General features: G+C 65.4%; 20 protein-coding genes. 9 read left to right on the forward strand and 11 right to left on the reverse strand.

Annotation, left to right across the window (positions count from 1 at the left end; genetic code table 11):
• Positions 1-32 precede the first annotated feature (32 nt).
• The gene (locus ACFC0O_RS18885) at positions 33-572 is read left to right on the forward strand and encodes an orotate phosphoribosyltransferase (protein ID WP_375959432.1); all 540 of its coding nucleotides are present in this window, start codon (positions 33-35) and stop codon (positions 570-572) included.
• Between the two features lie 40 nt (positions 573-612).
• Here ACFC0O_RS18885 and ACFC0O_RS18890 read toward each other — a convergent pair whose 3' ends face one another.
• The 4 genes from ACFC0O_RS18890 to ACFC0O_RS18905 form a co-directional block, all read right to left on the reverse strand.
• Entirely contained in the window at positions 613-2,430 is a 1,818-nt protein-coding gene (locus ACFC0O_RS18890; RefSeq protein WP_375959434.1) for an alkyl/aryl-sulfatase, read from the reverse strand.
• A gap of 109 nt (positions 2,431-2,539) precedes the next feature.
• A complete protein-coding gene (locus ACFC0O_RS18895; RefSeq protein WP_375959436.1) occupies positions 2,540-3,019 on the reverse strand; it encodes a hypothetical protein in 480 nt (159 codons plus the stop codon).
• Positions 3,020-3,504: 485 nt separating this feature from the next.
• Positions 3,505-3,909, reverse strand: a complete 405-nt coding sequence (locus ACFC0O_RS18900; protein WP_375959438.1) for a MerR family transcriptional regulator — start codon at positions 3,907-3,909, stop codon at positions 3,505-3,507.
• A complete protein-coding gene (locus ACFC0O_RS18905; protein WP_375959440.1) occupies positions 3,906-4,241 on the reverse strand; it encodes a hypothetical protein in 336 nt (111 codons plus the stop codon). The genes ACFC0O_RS18900 and ACFC0O_RS18905 overlap by 4 nt, the downstream gene beginning before the upstream one ends.
• Before the next feature lie 169 nt (positions 4,242-4,410).
• Between ACFC0O_RS18905 and ACFC0O_RS18910 the strand changes: the two genes are divergently transcribed.
• A complete protein-coding gene (locus ACFC0O_RS18910) occupies positions 4,411-5,337 on the forward strand; it encodes a hypothetical protein (protein WP_375959442.1) in 927 nt (308 codons plus the stop codon).
• 4 nt (positions 5,338-5,341) lie between these two features.
• Here ACFC0O_RS18910 and ACFC0O_RS18915 read toward each other — a convergent pair whose 3' ends face one another.
• Together ACFC0O_RS18915 and ACFC0O_RS18920 are read right to left on the reverse strand one after the other, a co-directional pair.
• Complete coding sequence (locus tag ACFC0O_RS18915; RefSeq protein ID WP_375959444.1) at positions 5,342-5,956, reverse strand: NADPH-dependent FMN reductase; 615 nt, start codon at positions 5,954-5,956, stop codon at positions 5,342-5,344.
• A gap of 45 nt (positions 5,957-6,001) precedes the next feature.
• On the reverse strand, positions 6,002-6,910 hold the full coding sequence (locus tag ACFC0O_RS18920) for a LysR family transcriptional regulator (RefSeq protein ID WP_375959446.1): 909 nt from the start codon (positions 6,908-6,910) through the stop codon (positions 6,002-6,004).
• Between the two features lie 71 nt (positions 6,911-6,981).
• Between ACFC0O_RS18920 and ACFC0O_RS18925 the strand changes: the two genes are divergently transcribed.
• The 4 genes from ACFC0O_RS18925 to ACFC0O_RS18940 all read left to right on the forward strand — a co-directional run bounded on the left by ACFC0O_RS18925 (position 6,982) and on the right by ACFC0O_RS18940 (position 8,853).
• A complete protein-coding gene (locus ACFC0O_RS18925) occupies positions 6,982-7,404 on the forward strand; it encodes a tautomerase family protein (RefSeq protein WP_375959448.1) in 423 nt (140 codons plus the stop codon).
• Positions 7,405-7,484: 80 nt separating this feature from the next.
• Positions 7,485-7,844, forward strand: a complete 360-nt coding sequence (locus ACFC0O_RS18930) for a metalloregulator ArsR/SmtB family transcription factor (RefSeq protein WP_375959450.1) — start codon at positions 7,485-7,487, stop codon at positions 7,842-7,844.
• On the forward strand, positions 7,841-8,356 hold the full coding sequence (locus ACFC0O_RS18935) for an SRPBCC family protein (protein ID WP_375959452.1): 516 nt from the start codon (positions 7,841-7,843) through the stop codon (positions 8,354-8,356). The genes ACFC0O_RS18930 and ACFC0O_RS18935 overlap by 4 nt, the downstream gene beginning before the upstream one ends.
• Before the next feature lie 38 nt (positions 8,357-8,394).
• On the forward strand, positions 8,395-8,853 hold the full coding sequence (locus ACFC0O_RS18940; RefSeq protein ID WP_375959454.1) for a pyridoxamine 5'-phosphate oxidase family protein: 459 nt from the start codon (positions 8,395-8,397) through the stop codon (positions 8,851-8,853).
• On the opposite strand, the gene ACFC0O_RS18945 is transcribed toward ACFC0O_RS18940, so the two are convergent.
• The 5 genes from ACFC0O_RS18945 to ACFC0O_RS18965 form a co-directional block, all read right to left on the reverse strand.
• On the reverse strand, positions 8,848-9,789 hold the full coding sequence (locus ACFC0O_RS18945) for an SMP-30/gluconolactonase/LRE family protein (protein ID WP_375959456.1): 942 nt from the start codon (positions 9,787-9,789) through the stop codon (positions 8,848-8,850). The two genes, ACFC0O_RS18940 and ACFC0O_RS18945, sit on opposite strands and share 6 nt — an antisense overlap.
• Before the next feature lie 150 nt (positions 9,790-9,939).
• Positions 9,940-10,221, reverse strand: coding sequence for a hypothetical protein (locus ACFC0O_RS18950; RefSeq protein WP_375959458.1), 282 nt, complete (start codon positions 10,219-10,221; stop codon positions 9,940-9,942).
• Positions 10,222-10,232: 11 nt separating this feature from the next.
• Positions 10,233-11,234 (reverse strand): alpha/beta hydrolase fold domain-containing protein, encoded by a 1,002-nt coding sequence (locus ACFC0O_RS18955; RefSeq protein WP_375959460.1) that lies wholly within the window; start codon positions 11,232-11,234, stop codon positions 10,233-10,235.
• Positions 11,235-11,253: 19 nt separating this feature from the next.
• Positions 11,254-12,228, reverse strand: a complete 975-nt coding sequence (locus tag ACFC0O_RS18960) for an SDR family NAD(P)-dependent oxidoreductase (RefSeq protein WP_375959462.1) — start codon at positions 12,226-12,228, stop codon at positions 11,254-11,256.
• Positions 12,229-12,236: 8 nt separating this feature from the next.
• The gene (locus tag ACFC0O_RS18965) at positions 12,237-13,160 is read right to left on the reverse strand and encodes an SDR family NAD(P)-dependent oxidoreductase (protein ID WP_375959464.1); all 924 of its coding nucleotides are present in this window, start codon (positions 13,158-13,160) and stop codon (positions 12,237-12,239) included.
• A gap of 207 nt (positions 13,161-13,367) precedes the next feature.
• Between ACFC0O_RS18965 and ACFC0O_RS18970 the strand changes: the two genes are divergently transcribed.
• From ACFC0O_RS18970 to ACFC0O_RS18980, 3 genes are all read left to right on the forward strand, one after another.
• Positions 13,368-14,921 carry a flavin-containing monooxygenase gene (locus ACFC0O_RS18970; RefSeq protein ID WP_375959466.1) on the forward strand — a complete coding sequence of 518 codons (1,554 nt, stop codon included), beginning with the start codon at positions 13,368-13,370 and terminating at the stop codon, positions 14,919-14,921.
• On the forward strand, positions 14,918-15,814 hold the full coding sequence (locus ACFC0O_RS18975) for an SDR family NAD(P)-dependent oxidoreductase (protein ID WP_375959468.1): 897 nt from the start codon (positions 14,918-14,920) through the stop codon (positions 15,812-15,814). Before ACFC0O_RS18970 ends, ACFC0O_RS18975 begins: the two co-directional genes overlap by 4 nt.
• A gap of 73 nt (positions 15,815-15,887) precedes the next feature.
• Positions 15,888-17,849: a CocE/NonD family hydrolase gene (locus ACFC0O_RS18980; protein WP_375959470.1), complete on the forward strand. Its 1,962-nt coding sequence runs from the start codon at positions 15,888-15,890 to the stop codon at positions 17,847-17,849.
• The last annotated feature ends 2 nt before the right edge of the window (positions 17,850-17,851 follow it).

The following is a 17,851-nucleotide window of genomic DNA, read 5'->3' on the forward strand; positions in this document are numbered from 1 at the left end:
AGCTCGCAAACAACGCCCCCTACTCTCTGAGGATGCGCGACCTCTACACCTCCCCCGCCCCGCCCTCCGATCATGGCGACCTGGCGACCCGAATCCGTCAGGCGGCACACCTGACCGGTGAATTCCTGCTGCGGTCCGGTGACACCGCCACCCAGTTCCTGGACGAATACCGTTTCGCGTCCGACCCCGCGCTGCTCGACGCGGCCGCTCTCGCCATGGTCCCGCTGATTCCCCCGGACACCGAGGTCCTGGGTGGCCTGGAACTCGGTGGCGTGCCCATCGCGACCGCGCTCTCCCTGCGCACGGGGCTGCCGGTCAGCTTCATTCGCAAGAAGGCCAAGGTGCACGGGACGTGCCGACTGGCCGAAGGCGCCGACATCGCCGACAGGCACGTCATGATCGTCGACGCCGTCGTGAACACCGGCGGCCAGATAGCCCTGTCCGCAGCTGATCTCCGTGGGCTGGGTGCCATCGTCACCCATGCCCTGTGCGTGGTCGACCGGGGTCGCGGCGGGCGCGCCAACCTGGCCTCACACGGGGTGGAGTTGGTGAATCTGCTGGAGCTGACCTGATATTCGAATTACCAGGTCAGCTCTCGGCGGGCTTACTTCCCTACGGGGTGACGATGGCGAAGTCCACATCGGCGGTATCGAGCAGCCCCGCGAGAGTGGCGAACACTTTCGGATCGCCCTCGACGCCGACACCGTCGAGGCCCTGGCCCGCCAGCACGCCCAGCAACTGCGCTTTGGTCAGGGTCAGAGTGAGGTCCGCGGGACCGTGATGGGGTGCGTCCTTGGTCGCGGTGCGGTGGGTCAGCGCGCCATTGGACAGGGTCAGGCGGACGGTTTCGGCGTTGTCGGTGACCTTCCAGTCCATGATGAATCCGGTCTTGGCCGCTTTCGGGCCGTTCACTCGCACGGCCATGGAATCGATGAGCATCTCGACGGTCAATGCCATCGCCATCTCCGGGTTGGCGGTATCGATCGCGGTGTGCACCACGCCTTTTCGCAGTTCCAGCGCGCCGGAGAGGTAGAAGTTGCGCCACGGGCCGTTCTCCGCACCGTAGCCCAGCTTGTCGTAGATCGCGGCGAGCGTTTCCTTCGCCAAGCTGTTGCCGGGTTCGGCGAAGATGGCATGGTTGAGAAGTGTTGCGGCGAAACGCAAGTCACCCTTCTCGAAGTAGTCCTTCGCCTTGCTGATCAGCGCGTCCACGCCGCCGTAGTCCACGACATAGCGTTTGGCCTGCTCGACCGGCGGATGCTCCCACAGGTGCGCGGGGTTGCCGTCGAACCAGCCCATATAGCGCTGATAGATGGCTTTGACGTTATGGCTGATCGAACCGTAGTAGCCGCGGTTGGCCCACCTACTGTCCAATGCCTCGGGCAGTTCGAAGGTCTCGGCGATCTCGGGGCCGGTGAGCCCGTTGTTGAGCATGCGCAGCGTCTGATCGTGCAGGTACGCGTACATGTCACGCTGTCCGGCCAACAGGTCGACGAAGCGGTCCTTACCCCACACCGGCCAGTGGTGCGAGGCGAAGGAGACGTCGATCTTGTCGGCGAACATGGCGATGGCCTCGTCGAGGTAGCGCGCCCAGATGCGCGAATCACGCACCAGCGCACCGCGCAGCGTCAGAATGTTGTGCATATTGTGAGTTACGTTCTCCGCCATACACATTGCGCGTTTGTCCGGGAACAGGAAGTTCATTTCCGAGGGCGCTTCGGTGCCCGGGGTGAGCTGGAAGACGATCCGCACACCGTCGACGGTCTCCTCCTGACCGGTCCGCGTGATGTCCACGGTCGGCGGGATCAGGGTGATGGTGCCGGTGGAGGTGGTCATGCCCAAACCACAACCGATCTGGGCGTCGGGGCCCTTCGGCAGATTCGCGCCGTACATGTATGCGGCGCGGCGGGTCATGGCGGTTCCGGCGTAGACGTTCTCGCTCACCGCGTGCTCGAGGAAACCCGACGGCGCGATGACCGGGACTTCGGCGTGACCGTGCGGGACGACCCCGCGCGCACCACCGAAATGGTCGCCGTGGGAGTGGGTGTAGATCAGGCCCGTCACCGGGCGATCACCGCGATGCTCGCGGTACAAGGCCAGCGCGGCGGCGGCCGTCTCGGCCGAGATCAGCGGATCGATGACGATGACGCCGGTATCACCCTCGATGATCGTCATATTCGACAGATCCAGGTTGCGGACCTGGTAGATGCCGTCGGTCACCTCGAAGAGGCCCTGCTTATTGGCCAGCTGGCCGATGCGCCACAGGCTCGGGTTCGCGGTCGGCGGGCATTCACCGTCCAGGAAGCTGTACGCGTCGCCGTCCCAGATGACTTTTCCGTCCGCCTTGGTGATGACGGCCGGTGACAATGCGGCAATGAACCCGCGCTCGGCGTCCTCGAAGTCGGTTCGGTCCGTGTAGTCCAGCGACATATCCGTTCCCTCTCCGTTGAGTCCTGACCTACCTCGATAGTTCCCGGAAAAGGACGCCGCCGCGTAAACCGACACGGATGATTTTCATTCCGGATTCGTCACCCGGAACTCACCCAACCTGCGGGTTCTCCACAGCATCGGGCCGCGGGGGCGGCGTCTGCTGAGATTGATGAGCTCCGATCGCGGCGAAAACTCGCTCGACAGACTGAATTGACGCATCGGCAATTTGGATGTCGGTACCGTCGGCAAGCCGAACTCTCAGCGTCTTGATCTGATACCGAGCCACCCAGTCGCGCAGAATCTGCACGAGCAGGGTGATCGCACCGCCGGCACCCAACGCTCCAAGCAGTAACTCGGTGCTCGTCGTCACCACGTCCGCGGGCCCGGCCAGGCGGTACGTGTCCGTGAAGGTCGGGAATTCGCCCGAAGGCAAGGTTCGAGATCGGATATCGGTCCACAGCAGGTTGTCGACATCGTCGTCGGCACGAAAGTGCACACCCAGCGAATCCCGCGGGTAGACAATGAGTTCGAGGTCGATGGCGAAGCCCGCCCGCTCCGACTCGGACCCGACAGCGCTGGCTTCACTCATTGCTACAGCCTGCCACTGCGGGCCCGACACCGCCTGTCGCACGGTCCGACCGGTGTGAGTGATTGCTGATGTGCTGCACCGCAATGAGATTCGAGCGGCCCACCCACCCAATCCGGCCAGGAATCACGAACGTTCAGGATGTGGGGAAATTCCAGCCAAGGTCCTGAAAGAGCTTCATGCCCGGAATGCACAGCGCCTGACTGGGAAAATGCGGGTCCCTGACACAGCCGAAGAGTTCGTCGAGAACCGCGCTCCCGGAAGAGGTTCCGCTGCCTGCCACCGGAGTCGCCGAGGCCGGGGATACTTCCGCTCGAGCAGCCGCAGCAGGCACAGCCACCGCCCCGATCATGGCGGCGGCGAAGAGCGCAGAACCGAGAAGACGTCGCATCGAACAACCCATCGTGTGTTTGAACGGCGCTGGCGAACCAGCCACATTTGTGAAACATGGCTATTTAACCATTGAACTGCCTCCGGATACCGGTGCGTCAAGAAGAAAGTATTGGGCAGCAAGGGCTTTCATCGCACACACGCAGATCTTCGCAGCCGGCGGCCACGGCAGCTCGCAGGGTCTCGCGCATCGAGGTCAGCTCTGCGAGCTTGGCGTCGACCTCTGTCAGCTTGGCGACCGCGCGGGCGTGCAGGCCCGCAGCAGGTCGACCTTTGGCGCGGGTGCCTGCCAGCAGCTCGGCAACTTCGTCGAGGGTGAATCCGAGTCGCTGCGCGGCCTTGATCAGCCGCAGAGTGGTGACCGCCTGCTCGGGATAGAGACGATGACCCCCTGGCGACCGGGTGGGTTCGGCGAGCAAACCGCGGCGCTCGTAGTAGCGCAGCGTTTGGATGTTCAGCCCCGCTGCGGCGGCGACCTCGCCGGTGCGCAATCCGGTATTCACCGTGAGGCCGATTCGGCGCGGATGTACAGGGCGTCGAGCACCTCGGCGTGCGTGACGGGCACGTCGATGTGCATCATCACCCCGGAGCCCGACGGCTCGAAAGTGAAGGTGAAGAACGAGCAGCAACTCGTTTCCCGAGCCGCCAGATCCCGCCCGAGTTGTTCAGCGCCGGAGTCGATCAGCAGATCCAGGCGGCTGCGGCCGGACCGTTCGATATGCCGCACCGCAACGACGAAGAACTGATCGAACTCCGCGACCCGCATCGGCTGGGCTGCGGTCGGAAGAGTGCACGACTCCGGCACCCATCCGCCGGGGCCAACATTCATCGTCATGAATCCACGGTAAGCCTGTACCTGGGTACAGGATGCAAGCCCTGCAATGACTTTGTGCGTACAGGTCGTATCTCGCGGTGTACGGATTCCAGTCACGTCGAGAATGCCCTGAGCGAACCGCGCGCCACAGCAGGGCGGGGCGTCGGTGCCGGCCATTACGGTAGCCATCGTGACCAACGCGTACTACCACATGCAGCTCTCGATCAGGCTGTCCGCCGAGTTGACTCGGAACGAGATCGATGAGCTGCGTTGGCATTTGGGTCTGGGGCCCCGACTCCACGGTCCGCTTCAGGTCACCGATGGTGTGAACCTCTTCGAGCAGGGGCCCGGGTTTCGCCGCGACGACCCCGATCTGGCTGTTGCGCTGTCCCCACACGAGGACGGGGGCTGGCTGTTGACGGCGTGGCAGGAGCCGGACGCTTCCGAGATCGAACAGCTCTGGCCGCTGTTCTGCTGGCTGGCTGAGAAGGCGGCCTCATCGGCCGCGGATGTCGATGGTTCGATCTGCTTGGGCCGCATGCGGTTTGCCGATGAATCGGAGTGGACGAACCGAATTACGGTCTATCGGGGCGGTATCGAATACCCTCGGCTCCATGGTCGGCCCGCACGCGAGCTTGTGCCCGATGGCGATGCAGCGGTGACGAATTGGGAGAGTTTCGCGGACCGCTTGGTGCTGACCCTCCCCCGGCTGCGCGAGAGCGAATGGACGGTGGTGAGCACCGCCTCAGGTAACGGTGCCCAATTCTGTACTGCCGGTGACGATGAATTGCTGTGCGAGATCCTCGCCGGTGACATCCTGGACAACGGCCAGCCGCTATCGGATCAGCACATGGCAGAACTGACACGACTGGGATGGCGCATGCCCAGCAAGAGCTATTGGGGATACAACAACGCCAACTGGGAGATGCTGATGGATCCGCATGCGACCGAAGCGCAAATTCGGGAGGTCGCCCAGGCGACGGTATCGGCGCTTCGCGACGTCCTCGGAATTGCTGCGCCACAACATCTTTCGCTGAGAGCGCAGAGTAACTATCGTGGGGAGGAGCCCGACACCTCTGCAATGGGCTTGCGCATTGCACCCAGCAGCCTCGACTAGCGCTCTACTGCTGGTCGTCTTTCAGGGCTTCGATCAACTGTTCACCGATGGCGCGGACTTGTTCTCGGTACGCGTGCAGGGTGGCTTCGACGTCGATGATTTGCCAGGTGTCGTCGACGTCGTTGTCGCCGATGGCGAGTTCGAGGTGGTTGTCGAGGGCGCGCATGTGCAGGCCCTGCAGGACGGTGAGTAGTTGGGTGGCGGCCTTGCCGCCGCCGCGGGTGCCGTAGGTGGCGACGGTGGCCGGTTTGTCGCGCCATTCGTAGTAGAGGTAGTCGAGGGCGTTCTTCAGTGCGGCCGGATAGCCCCAGTTGTATTGCGGGAAAACGAAAATGAATCCGTCGTAGGAATCGATGATGCGGCTCCAGCGGCGGGTGTGCTCGTGGTGGTACTGCTGCAGCGCCGCTTTGAGGGGTTCGTCCAGCAATGGCAATCCGACCTCGGCCAGGTCGAGCAGTTCGTAGGTCAGCGGGCTGCCCGCTTGGGCGACCTCGCGAATCCAGGACGCGATGTCCGGACAGATCCGCGTGGGCCGGGTGCTGCCGATGACGACGGCGATCCTGTCGCCCCGTGCGGTGGGCTGACCGGCGGCTTCCTTCGATGTGCTGATCTCGGTCATGCGCGACCTCTCGATGCGGGTGTGAGTTCGCCGTCGACAGTGAGGTTATCCGGCGATCTCGGCGGCGTGGTGATGCAGGGCTTGGACGAGTGTTCTGACCGGCTCCGTGATGGGGCCCGGAAGGCGGACCACGCTGATGCGCCGGCGTTCCTCGGGAAGGTCGTCGATGCCGAGCAGGCGAATGCCGGGCGGGATTGCGGACGCCAGTGTCGTTGGCACGGTGGTGATTCCGGCTCCGGCGGCGACGAGGTGCAATTTGGTGAGCCAGTCGCGGGCGGTGTGATGAATGCGCGGCCGTCCGGGCAGACCCGGCCAGACGCCGAGTAGCGGTTCGTCGGCGGCGGTAGGAGTGGCGATCCACGTTTCGTCGAGGAGATCTTCGGTGGTGAGGCCGGTGCGATCGGCGAACCGACCGGTCGACGAAACCGCAACGGCCAGAGCATCTTCCAGCAACGGCTCGACATGCAGGGCCGGTTTGTCGGTGTCGGGTGACCGATGCGGTGGACGCGAAGACAGGACGGCGAGGTCGAGGCGACCGGCGCGCAGTGCCCGCACCAGCGATGGGGTGGTGCCCTCCCGCGTGGCGACCTTGACGCCGGGCCGCTGCCCGCGCAGCACCGCGAGGGCGTGAGCCACCAGCACCGCTCCGGCGGCCGGGATGTAGCCGAGCCGCACCGAACCGGTGTCGACGTCGGTACCGTGCAGCTCGCGGTCGGCCGCATCCAGCGCGTCCAGCGCGGTCACCGCGTGGCGTAGCAAAGCCAGACCCGCGGAGGTCAAACGCACACCGCCGGGATAGCGATCGAACAGTCGCACCCCGGTGGCCTGTTCGAGTGCCGCCACCTGCCGCGAGACAGCCGATTGCGTATATCCGAGCGCCTGCGCCGCGGCCGTGAACGTGCCGCGCTCGGCGACCTCGCGCAGTACCCGCAGCCCGACCATCGTGACGTCCATGAGCAATCAGCATATCCAGTATGCCAACCATTCGCTTTCCGAATGCAGGGGTGCTGCCTAGCGTGAGACTCATGCCGCTGATCACCATTTATCTCCGCCAGGGAACCTCGCCCGAATATCGCCGCAACGTCTCCACCGCCCTCCACAAGGCCATGGTCGACGTCCTGAAAATCCCCGAGGACGATCAATTCCACGTCTTCGTGGAAGTCACCCCCGACAACTTCCATATGCAGAGAGTCGTATTCGGACTACCGCGCACCGACCGAACGATGTTCATCCACCTGGCCTTCAACCACCGCACCGCGGAGCAGAAGAACGAACTCTTCCGCGAGATCGCCACAAACCTGCGGGAACTCGCCGACGTCCCGGAAGAGGACATCGCGATCATGGTCGTCGAAACAGCGCGCGAGAACTGGTGGGCCGCAGGCCGAGTCGTCAACCCGGAGACCGGCTACGACGCCCGCATGACCGACATCCCCACAACCGCTGAATGATCCGAGTAAGCGCCGCATGGTGTGTGGAGGCACTGAGGGTTGATCTCGACAAAGCGTAACTGATCAGTTACGCTTTGGTCGTGGACGAGGTGGCAGCCGCGATCGCGGATCCGGTACGGCGGCGAATCCTGGAGCTGTTGCGGGATCGCCGGTTGACCGCCGGTGCTATCGCGGAACAGTTCGATATCAGCCGTCCCGCCGTGAGCCGACATTTGCGGGTGCTGCGGGAGAGCGGCCTGGTCCATGACGAGTTGGTCGGCAGACAGCGCTACTACCTGCTCGACACCGAACCGCTCGCGCAAATCTCCGACTGGATAACGAGTTTCGAGACTCAGCCCGTGTGGGCCCAGCGGCTCGACGCACTGGAAACCGAGGTGTATCGCACCCGCCGTGAGCGTCGCGCCACCGCCGACGACACACATCGAGAGGACACCGCATGACCCCGACACCCACCGGCCGCCTTTTGGCCGCCGAGCAGGGCCGCGACCTGGTCCTGACCCGCACTTACCGCGCACCCGCCGATGACGTGTGGGCCAGCGTGACCGAATCCGACCGCACCGCCCGGTGGTTCGGCCCGTGGACCGGCGAACCCGGTCCCGGCCGAATCATCAAGGTACAGATGGCTTTCGAGGACGAGCAACCGTGGATGGACATGACCATCGACACCTGCGACCCGCCCCGCCTACTCGGCATTTCCGCTGTTGACGATTCGGGCGCATGGCGACTGGAACTCGAACTCACCGAGATCGACGGCGGCACCGAATTGCGCTTCGTCCACCATCTACTCACCGAGGCCGAAATCGCCCAGGTCAGCCACGTCGGCCCCGGCTGGGAGTACTACCTCGACATGCTCGGCGCGGCGCGACTGGGGACACCCCCGCCCGACTTCGCCGACTATTTTCCCGGTATGGCAGCGTATTACGAGAACCTCAGTCCGCTGACCCAGCACTGAACTCATCGGTGTCACTCGGTCGTCGCGAAGGGAAAGCCATGGATGAACGCGGGCTCTTGGAGGATTACGTCTCCGGCGGCAAGTTGATGCAGTTGTCGACGATTGCCGAGGACGGATCACCGCGGGTGTGCAGTGTCTGGTATTTGCCCCGATTCGGCCCCGACACATTGCATTTCATCTCACGCACGGACCGAGAGCACTCCCGGAACATCAGCCGCAATCCCGCGGTCGCCGGTGCGATCATCGATATCCCGATCGTCGAGCTCGGCCAGGTCGCGCGGGGAGTGTCCTTCACCGGAGTATCTCGCGAACTCCCCGGCGTCGGAATAGAAGCTCTGGCAAAGGATTTCGCCGCACGATGGCCGAACGCGACGGGGGTTCTTCAGGCGATGCCGAACGCCGCGTCCCGGTTGTACGAGATCGCGGTGACCGAATGGGTTCTGTTCGATGAGGAGAATTTCCGGCCGAGCCCCCGGCGCATCATCAAGGGCCTATAGCTCTGGATTAAGGCGCAGTACGTTGCCCATTTCGGTGCCCAGAACCAGCCTGCCGTCCGGGCCGACCGCCACCGAGGTCAGCGGCTCGCCGTGGTATGCGTCGCAGGTAGCGCCGGTCGTCGGATTCACCTGCACGAGGCGGCCGAGTGCTGTTGCGGCATAAAGCATTCCATCCGGGGCAGCTTCGAGACCGTCCGGCAGGGCGGGCATCTGGTCGGGATTCAGCTGGGTGACGATGCTCCGCAGGCCAGGGTCGGCGACGCTCATCCGCCAGAGCTGTCCACCCAAACTCATTGTGGCGCTGACGTATAGGGTGTCGCCGATGATGGACAGGCCGTTCGCTCCGAAAAGGCGAGCCCGATCCGACCAGGCGCGGTCGATGACGCCGTCGGGCCGGATGCGGGTGATGCCGGCGAGGGTGTCGGTGATGTACAGGTTGCCCGCGCTGTCGAATGCGGAGCCGTTGGACATGCTCGCGCCGACCACGAACAGCTCCGGGGAGGGCGATTCGGCGGCGGGGTCCACGCGGGCGACGCCGCTGAACCCCCACCCCGGAATCGGGCTGGTGGGGGCGTCACCGTAGTTGATGTACAGCAGCCCGTCCGGCCCCTGGCGGATTCCGGCGGGGAACGGAATCCACACGATGGCGGTCAATTCGCCCGAAGAGGAGTAGCGCTCGACATTGCCGGTGAAAAGGTGTGTGACCCAAAGGTTTCCCTGTCGGTCATAACCGATGTTCTCCACCCAGTCCCGCCCCGGAGCCGACCACGACATCAGCGTGGTGGTGGAGGCGATAGCGCATCCGGGCGTCTCTGCTGTGGCTTCGGCGGCCGGAATCGAAAACGGCAACGCCGCCGCCAGTATTCCGACCCCGAAAACACTGACACCACAACGCAATCGCGCAGTGATCGATCGAGTTGCGCAGGTGCGTGCCATCCGAGTTCTCCGCTCTCCAGTGAACAAAGGTCTCGCGGCACCGCCGCGCCTCGCAGTGAAGTCTGCGGGACGGCGGTGGCCGGTTCCACGACCGCAGCGGACAGCACGCCGACAATTCCCGCCAGGTCCGCTTCGCCGGAGAACAGCGGATCAGACGTACCAGTGCGCAGCGCGCAGGCCGCGATACAGCGCGCCGAATATCCGGGTGTGCCGATCACGGAAGGCCGTGATGCTCGATTCGGGAACACCGAGACCCGATGCGGTGGTCAGGACGACGCGGTCGCGTACGCCGAAGTGCAACTTCTCGACCATCGTCAGCGCCCCATCGGCGGTGTGGTGCAGACCGTCGACGACCCGCCACACCTGGGGAACGGGGAAGGGTCTGCGGCCCATCCATGCGGTGATGCTGTGCCGGAACTGCGGTTTGGCCATGTGATCTCTCCTCATCGAGCGTCGATGACGCGGCGATTGAATGCCGCGATATCGGCGATGGCGCGGCGGGCGTCGGGCAGCAGGTCGGCGCCTGCCTGGTGAATGTGGATGGCCCGGTCCCAAAGGTGCAGGGTCAGTGGGATATTGGCGTCGGCGTAGCGTCGCGCCAGCTGCTCGGCGTCGGCCAGTACGCATTCCCTGGAGCCGGTCTGGATCAGCGCCGGTGGCATGCCGGTGAAATCGTGGTTCACCGCCGAGAGCGTCGGGTCCACGATTCCGTTGTGTGCGAAGCCCATTCGCGCGACCGCTTCATATCCGATCGGCGGGATGAGCGGATCGAACGGGCCATTGGGGTGGGCGTTGCGATAGGTCCAATCCAGGTCCGCCCACGGGGCGATCCCGGGTATGGCTCCCGGTGCCGGCAGTCCGCGTTCCCGGGTGGCGATGGCGAGCCGGAATGCCACTCCCCCACCGGCGGAATCGCCCGCCAGGATGATCTTTTCCGCCGGGAATCCCAGCCCGAGCAGATACCGGTACGACTCCACCGCATCATCGATGATGTCGGTGTAGCTCGCCTTCGGCAGCTGCCGGAAATCCACGCTCAATGCGGGCAGTGCGCTCGCCTTGGCGATCCGGGCCACCAGCCGCCGATGGGTGCGCAACCGGCACACGATGAATCCACCGCCGTGGAAATACAGGATGGCACCGTGCTGATGCGCGGCAGGGTCGGGAATGCTCCTGTCCCACAACCATTCCGCACCGAACTTCTCGAATGCGACCGACCGGCGGCGAGTGCCGCGCGGCGGCACCAACAGGGCGGCGGGCGCATCGGTATAGCTGGTCACCGCGAAAACCTGTTTGGTGCGAACGACATTGATGCCCAGCCTGCCCAGCGCGCCGAGCAGTGGATGGGCGCTGCGGCGACCGGCGTTGTAGACCAGCCTGGTGCGCCAGTCGGCCTCGTTGGCGAGTTCGACCGTCACGCTGGAGACGGGCGATATGGCAATCGACATGAGTGTTCTCCTGACGCCGTCATACGGTCCGGGCGCGCAGTGCGCGGCCGAATTCGGCTGCCGCGGCAGCGATTGTGGGCGGTTCGGACGTCAACGCATGTTCCAGCGCGTGGGCGGTGCGCTCGGGGATGAGACGCGCGGCGATTCGCGACGCCGCGACGAGGCGGTCCGGGCGTATCTGCCCGGCAATCCAGCGCACGGTGCCGGGCGCGAGCCGCGAAAACCCGTACGCGAGCCAGGATTCCGGCCGTACGGGAAGCACCGCCCGATTGTGGCGCACCGCCCGCACGATGCCGCCGGCGATGACCTCCGGGCCGAATCCCAGTCGCGGACCGTACTCGATGACGAACGCGGTGATCAACCGCTGGATCCTGACGAAAGTGTCCGCGTCCACACCGATATCGGTGGTCAGCTCACCGTCGATGAGGTGCGTGGCCGCCACGCCCGGGCACACCGCGGACACGCCCACCCCGTGCGGGGCCAGCTCGCCGCGCAGGCATTGGGAGAGCATCAGCACCGCCGCTTTGGAGGTGTTGTAACCCGCGGTCAGCGGTACAGGCGCGAAAGCCATCCCGGACGAGATATTGACGATGTGTCCGCGCCGCGCGGCCACCATGAGCGGGGCGATATGGCGACACCCGGTGACCACGCCGTCGATATTGACCGCCAGCTGTTTGTCCCACGCCGATTCGGGTTGCTCGAGAAAGCCACCCGCCAGGCCGATGCCCGCATTGTTGACCAGCACGTCCGGAATGCCATGGGCCGCACGGACATCGGCGATCAACCGAACCCACTCGGCGTCGGAGGTGACATCGAGCCGGTAGTCGGTGGCGCGGCCGCCCGCCGCGCTGATCAGCTCCGCGGTCGCCCGCGCACCGTCCGGATCGATATCGGTGACCAGTACATGCGCACCGCCCTCGGCGAACAACCGCGCCGTTGCCCGGCCGATACCGCTGCCCGCGCCGGTGATCAACACTAGATTCGGTTGACGCACAGTCGATTTCATAGCGAACTCGCCATATCGGTACGGCGCCCGCGCGACAGCAACGGCGCGATGGCCGCGCCCAGCCGGTTCAGGCGATCGGGAGTCGCCTGTGCGAGCACACGACCGGTCAATGCGGGCGAGAGCCGGTAACAGGATTCGATCAGCCACGCCTCGGGCCGCACCGGCAGCACGCCGATGTTGTAGCGCGCGGCCCGCACGATCCCGCGCGCGATGACGTCCGGCCCGAAGCCCAGTCTCGGGCCCAGGTTGTGTACCAGCGACTGAATCGTGGCGGTCGCCGCATCCTGGCGTTCGGCGTCGTCATCGAACGCGCTGGTCACCACTTCGGCATTGGCCACGATATTGGTGGCCACCGCACCCGGGCAGACACAGCTGACCCCGACCCGATGCACCGCGAGCTCACCGCGCAGACTCTCGGAGAACATCCGCACGGCCACCTTCGAAGTGGCGTAGGACGGCCAGAACGGCGCGGGCATCCAGGACGCCACCGAGGCGACGTTCACGATATGACCGCGGCGTTCGCCGACCATCAGGGGCGCGATGGCACGGCAACCATGAACCACCCCACCGAGATTGACCGCGAGCTGCCGATCCCACATCGACCGGGTCTGTTCCAGGAACGGTGCGATCAAGCCGTATCCGGCATTGTTGACCAGCACATCCGGGACCCCGTGCCGTTCGAAGACCATATCGGCCACCCGGAACCAGGCCGCTTCGTCCGCGACGTCGAGCTGGTGCGCGGTGGCCCGGCCGCCGGAGTTCACGATCCGTTCGGCGGTGGCGGCCGCGGTGGCCTGGTCGATATCGGTGGCGATCACCGCCGCTCCCATACCGGCGAAGCGCAGCGCGGTCGCGCGTCCGATTCCACTGCCCGCACCGGTGATGAACACCAGGCGCGGATCTCGAATTCCCCGAAACATCAGATGCCTTCCTCGTTGGAGACAGTCGGCCGATCGGCGTCGGCGCGACAGTCGAAGCATAGATTGTCTCAGACACTTTTGGAAAGTTATCTGCCGAAATACCCCAGATGCTTGACAGTGCGGCCAACTGTCCTAGACAGTCAGAGCAGGCGTGGCGAACGGTCTCGGGACCGAAAACGCAATGGCACCAACAAGAAAGGGGTGGCGATGTCAACCCCAGACCATGAGGTAGTCGTCATCGGAGCGGGCTTCGGCGGTATCGCCACCGGGGTCGAACTGCGCAGGCAGGGCATCGAGGACTTCGTCCTGCTGGAGAAGCACGACGGTATCGGCGGAACCTGGTGGGCCAACACCTATCCGGGCATAGCCGTGGACATTCCCGCCATCTACTACAGCTTCTCCTATGAGCCGTTCCGGTCGAGCCGGCTGTTTCCACCCGGCCACGAGGTGCAGGCCTACGCCGAACACATCGTCGACAAATACGGCTTGCGTGACCGCATTCGGCTCGGGGTCACCTTCACCGGCGCGAAGTGGGATGACAGCACCCATCTGTGGCAGCTGGATTTCGCCGACGGATCGCAGCTCAGCTGCCGGTATCTCGTTCCCGCACTGGGGATTCTGGAGCAGGCGAAGCTGCCGGAGATACCCGGCATAGAGAAGTTCGCGGGCAAGGTCGTGCACTCTTCGCAGTGGGATCACGAGTACGACTACACGGGTAAGCGGATCGGGGTGATCGGCACGGGAGCCAGCGGTTTGCAGATCATTCCCGAAATGGCGAAGATCGCAAGCCATCTCACCGTCTTCCAGCGCACCCCGATCTGGCTGGCCCCCAAGCCCGATATTCGCATCGACTGGGGTCTGGACCGCGCTCTGAAGGGTCCGGTGCTGCGCAGGGCCGTCCGCTACACGATCGCGACCGCCCTGGACGCGGCGCTGGTCGTCGGGGTGCGGGCACTGGGCGCGACCCCGGCCGCCATCCCCTATGTCACCCGCGCAGCGCAAGGAGCGACCCGAATATGGCTGCGCGACAAGGAATTGGCGGACAAGCTGGTTCCCAGCTACGCGCCGGGCTGCAAACGCCCCTCGATGTCCAACGAGTACTTCCGGACCTTCAAGCAGAAGGACCGGGTCGCGCTGATCACCGAGAAGATGTGCGAGATCACCGACCGCGCGGTCATCACCGCGGACGGCACCGCCCACGAGCTCGATGTGCTGGTGTGCGCCACAGGATTCCGCGTCTGCGAGCGGGGATTCGCGCCCGGTATGCCGATCCACGGCATGCACGACCGCGAACTCGGGGACTACTGGCACGAGAACCACTACCACGCGTACGAAGGGGTGACGGTGCCCGGCTGGCCCAATCTGTTCCTGGTCTGCTGTGGCCCCAATACCATTGTGCCATCGTCGATTCTGACCACGGCGGAGAACAACGCCATCCTCACCAGTCGCGCGATCGCTGCGGCGCGCCGCCGAGGCGCCACCCGCGTCGAGGTCAAACAGCAGCCGTTCGACGATTTCGCGCGCATGTGCGTGGAGCGCGCCGAGGGTTCGATGTGGATGGCCGCGCCGTGCGCGGGATCGAATACCTACTACGTGAACTATCAGAACGAGCTGGCGATTCGGCCCACCACGGTGCTGAGCCAGTGGCGGGCGGCGCGGTTCCTGCGCACGCGGGACTTCACCTTCCACGCGCTGCCATCCACCGTGCTCGCGGCGTCTGCGGACACCGCGGCCGATCTGGCGGGAGCGGGATCGAAATGAAAACGGCGATTGTGACCGGTGCCGCGTCCGGCATCGGAATGGGTTATGCCACTGCGCTTGTCGAGCAGGGCTACTTCGTGCTCGTCACCGATATCAACGAGATCGGTGCGAAGCAGGTCGCCGAGCGATTGACCCTTCGCGGCCCGGGCAAAGCCGAGGCGGCGCTGCTGGACGTCACCGATCCGAACGCGGTGGCCGCGGCCGTGCACGGGGTCAAGGACCGGTTCGGCCGCCTGGATCTGATGTTCAACAATGCCGGGTTGTTCATCGGCGGGCCGGTGGAGGAGCTCACGGTCGCGCACTGGCGCAAGGCAATCGACGTCATGATCGCCGGCGTCGCGTACGGGGTGGACGCCGCGTACAAGATCATGGTGGACCAGGGGTTCGGTGGCATCGTCAATACCGCCTCCATGGCCGGGTTCACGCCGTTCTCCTATCTGGGCCCGTACAACACGGCGAAGTTCGCGGTGGTCGGCATGACGCTCTCGCTGCGCGGGGAGGCGTCCGCGCACGGCATTCACGTCACCGCCGTATGCCCGATCGCGGTGCACACCGATATCGTGGCGGGTGCCAATGCGGGACTCGACGGCAATGCGCCCGAATTCGGTTATCTCGCTGCGCTTTACCGCCGATTCGGCTATCTCGGGCACTACCTGCCCGACTTCATCCTCCAGGATCCCGTGGTGCACGGCCGCAAGGTGCTGCGCGCGGTACAGCGCAATCGCGCCATCGTCATTCAGCCCGGCTACGGGCGGGTGCTGTGGTGGCTGGGCCGGATCGCACCCACCCTGGCACCGGTGGTCGGGCACGGGGCGGCGCGCCTGGCGGACTCCATTCGGGCCTCGATTACCGAGCGCTGGGAGCAGTTGCCCGAATCGGTCCGCAACGCATAGAGGTTGCCACACGCCCGATAACTGTCCCAGACAATCATTGACCGCATCGCGGCGCGACCGTACTGTCGAGAGTGTGACTGAGCAACGAAGCTATGCGTCGCGCCCGGAACGGCATTCGCGGACGGGTCATGACGCCCGCTTCGAGATCGGTCCGGCGCAGTACCCCGCCGTTCGAGTCCAGCGCGGAGCCGGGATCAGAATATCCGATGGGGCAACACTTTCCGCCGACATCTTCCGCCCCGCTCGGCGGGGCGGGGACGTCGTGCGGGACCCACTGCCCGCGGTGGTGACCTTCACGCCGTACAACAAGACCGCGATCGATCGTGCCGCACCGCTGCTGGGTCTGGGACACGCGCTGGGCACCCGACTCAACCGCCGATTGCGGCCGACGCCCGGAGGCCGCGCCGGAGCCCGGGAAGTAGTGCGCGCCTTGGGCGGTGGTGCCGTGGACGTCATCCGGCCCAGCCGCACGCTGATCTCGCGGGGATATGTGTACGTGCACGTGGATGTGCGAGGTACCGGCAGTTCCACCGGCGTGATGGGGATGCAGGACGAGCGCGAGCAGCAGGATTTCCAGGAGGTCCTGGCCTGGGTGCGCGAACAGCCCTGGTGCGATGGCACTTTGGGTCTGTCGGGCATCTCCTACTCCGCGATGGCCGCCCTACTCGCCGCGGGGCGACGGCCACCGGGCCTGAAAGCGGTATTCGCGGTCGAGGGGTCCGCGGATTTCGCCAGGGATCTGATGTACACCGGCGGTGCGCACAGCATTTTCATCATGGGCTGGCTGGGCGTGGTCAATGCCGCCAAATGGGCTCCGACGGTGCCCGGTCTGATGAAATCCGGTGTGCTGCTGCGCTATCTGCGTGATCGCGCGGCCAGCCCCGCCACCAAGATCGGCGCTATCGCTGGTGCGGGACTGTGGGCCGGACATCCGGAGAACTTCTACAAACAGGCCGAGCTGGACCGCCGCCCCGATATCACCGGAATCGATGTGCCGACCTGGGTGCACGGTGGCTGGCATGATCTGTTCGACCGATCGAATCCGCTGATCTATCAACAGCTTCGGCTCGAACCCGGCGCCAAGCAGCTGGTGATGGACGATGCCTACCACGCGACGCCCGGTACCGGATTCGGTACGCCGGGGCATCCGCAGCGCCTGGATGAATTGCAGTGCGCGTGGTTCGACCGCTGGACCAAAGGGATCGACAACGGCATCGATCGGTACGGCCCGGTCACGCTGCGCCGACTCGGCGGCGAGTGGGTCACCCGCGACGAATTCGCCGATCCCGCTGCGTCCGTGTGCCGTTGGTATCTGTCCGCCGCACCGAGCCACACCGCCGCGCACGCGGGTGTCGACGGCAGTCTCACCTCCGAACCCGGGGACCAATCCCGGCTGACCCTGCCGCGCACCCGCACCGGTCCGATCTCGCACAACACCACCTGGGTGGGTGCGGGTCTGCCCGCACTACTGGGGCGAAAATGGGTGCACGACAACCGAACCGCCGAATCCTCGGCCCTGGCGTTCACCAGCGCGCCGTTCGAGGCGGACACCCTGCTGCACGGCCCGGCGAACCTGCACCTGACCGTGCTGGCCACCGGCACCGAGGCGTTCTGGGCCGTCACCGTGTGCGATGTCGCTCCTGACGGCACCTCGACCGTGCTGACCCGCGGTGCGTTGAAATCCTCACGCCGAGCCGTCGATGAACTCGCCTCGACCCGTGTCGACGGCGAGCTGCTGGTCGCGGTGCACCCGCTGACGGCCGAGGCGCTGCTGCCGGTCGTGCCCGGGGTCGAACACGAGCTCGATATCGATATCAATGCCACCGAGGCCGTGCTGCGCGCGGGACACCGCCTGCGGGTGACGGTGGCGCGCACCAGCTGGCCGCGCTATGTGCTCACCCCGGCGACCACGCGAGCGATCAAGGGGCAGCAGGTCGTGCTGGATCCCGAGCGGCCGAGTTATCTGAGCTGCACGGTGAGCGACCTCGCATCGGAGGCCGTCCGCGTATCCCTCGGGACCGGCGACTCCGCGTAGCC

It is taken from the genome of Nocardia sp. NPDC056100 (genome assembly GCF_042266325.1).
In the GTDB taxonomy this organism is placed as follows: Bacteria; Actinomycetota; Actinomycetes; order Mycobacteriales; family Mycobacteriaceae; genus Nocardia.

Bases quoted from the DNA above. Each gene is read 5' to 3' on its own strand.
- ACFC0O_RS18920 (WP_375959446.1), bottom strand. From the start codon at position 6,910: ATGGACGTCACGATGGTCGGGCTGCGGGTACTGCGCGAGGTCGCCGAG.
- ACFC0O_RS18925 (WP_375959448.1), top strand. From the start codon at position 6,982: ATGCCGCTGATCACCATTTATCTCCGCCAGGGAACCTCGCCCGAATAT.
- ACFC0O_RS18955 (WP_375959460.1), bottom strand. From the start codon at position 11,234: ATGTCGATTGCCATATCGCCCGTCTCCAGCGTGACGGTCGAACTCGCC.
- ACFC0O_RS18895 (WP_375959436.1), bottom strand. From the start codon at position 3,019: ATGAGTGAAGCCAGCGCTGTCGGGTCCGAGTCGGAGCGGGCGGGCTTC.
- ACFC0O_RS18915 (WP_375959444.1), bottom strand. From the start codon at position 5,956: ATGACCGAGATCAGCACATCGAAGGAAGCCGCCGGTCAGCCCACCGCA.
- ACFC0O_RS18905 (WP_375959440.1), bottom strand. From the start codon at position 4,241: ATGACGATGAATGTTGGCCCCGGCGGATGGGTGCCGGAGTCGTGCACT.
- ACFC0O_RS18975 (WP_375959468.1), top strand. From the start codon at position 14,918: ATGAAAACGGCGATTGTGACCGGTGCCGCGTCCGGCATCGGAATGGGT.
- ACFC0O_RS18965 (WP_375959464.1), bottom strand. From the start codon at position 13,160: ATGTTTCGGGGAATTCGAGATCCGCGCCTGGTGTTCATCACCGGTGCG.
- ACFC0O_RS18885 (WP_375959432.1), top strand. From the start codon at position 33: ATGCGCGACCTCTACACCTCCCCCGCCCCGCCCTCCGATCATGGCGAC.
- ACFC0O_RS18950 (WP_375959458.1), bottom strand. From the start codon at position 10,221: ATGGCCAAACCGCAGTTCCGGCACAGCATCACCGCATGGATGGGCCGC.
- ACFC0O_RS18945 (WP_375959456.1), bottom strand. From the start codon at position 9,789: ATGGCACGCACCTGCGCAACTCGATCGATCACTGCGCGATTGCGTTGT.
- ACFC0O_RS18940 (WP_375959454.1), top strand. From the start codon at position 8,395: ATGGATGAACGCGGGCTCTTGGAGGATTACGTCTCCGGCGGCAAGTTG.
- ACFC0O_RS18890 (WP_375959434.1), bottom strand. From the start codon at position 2,430: ATGTCGCTGGACTACACGGACCGAACCGACTTCGAGGACGCCGAGCGC.
- ACFC0O_RS18970 (WP_375959466.1), top strand. From the start codon at position 13,368: ATGTCAACCCCAGACCATGAGGTAGTCGTCATCGGAGCGGGCTTCGGC.
- ACFC0O_RS18935 (WP_375959452.1), top strand. From the start codon at position 7,841: ATGACCCCGACACCCACCGGCCGCCTTTTGGCCGCCGAGCAGGGCCGC.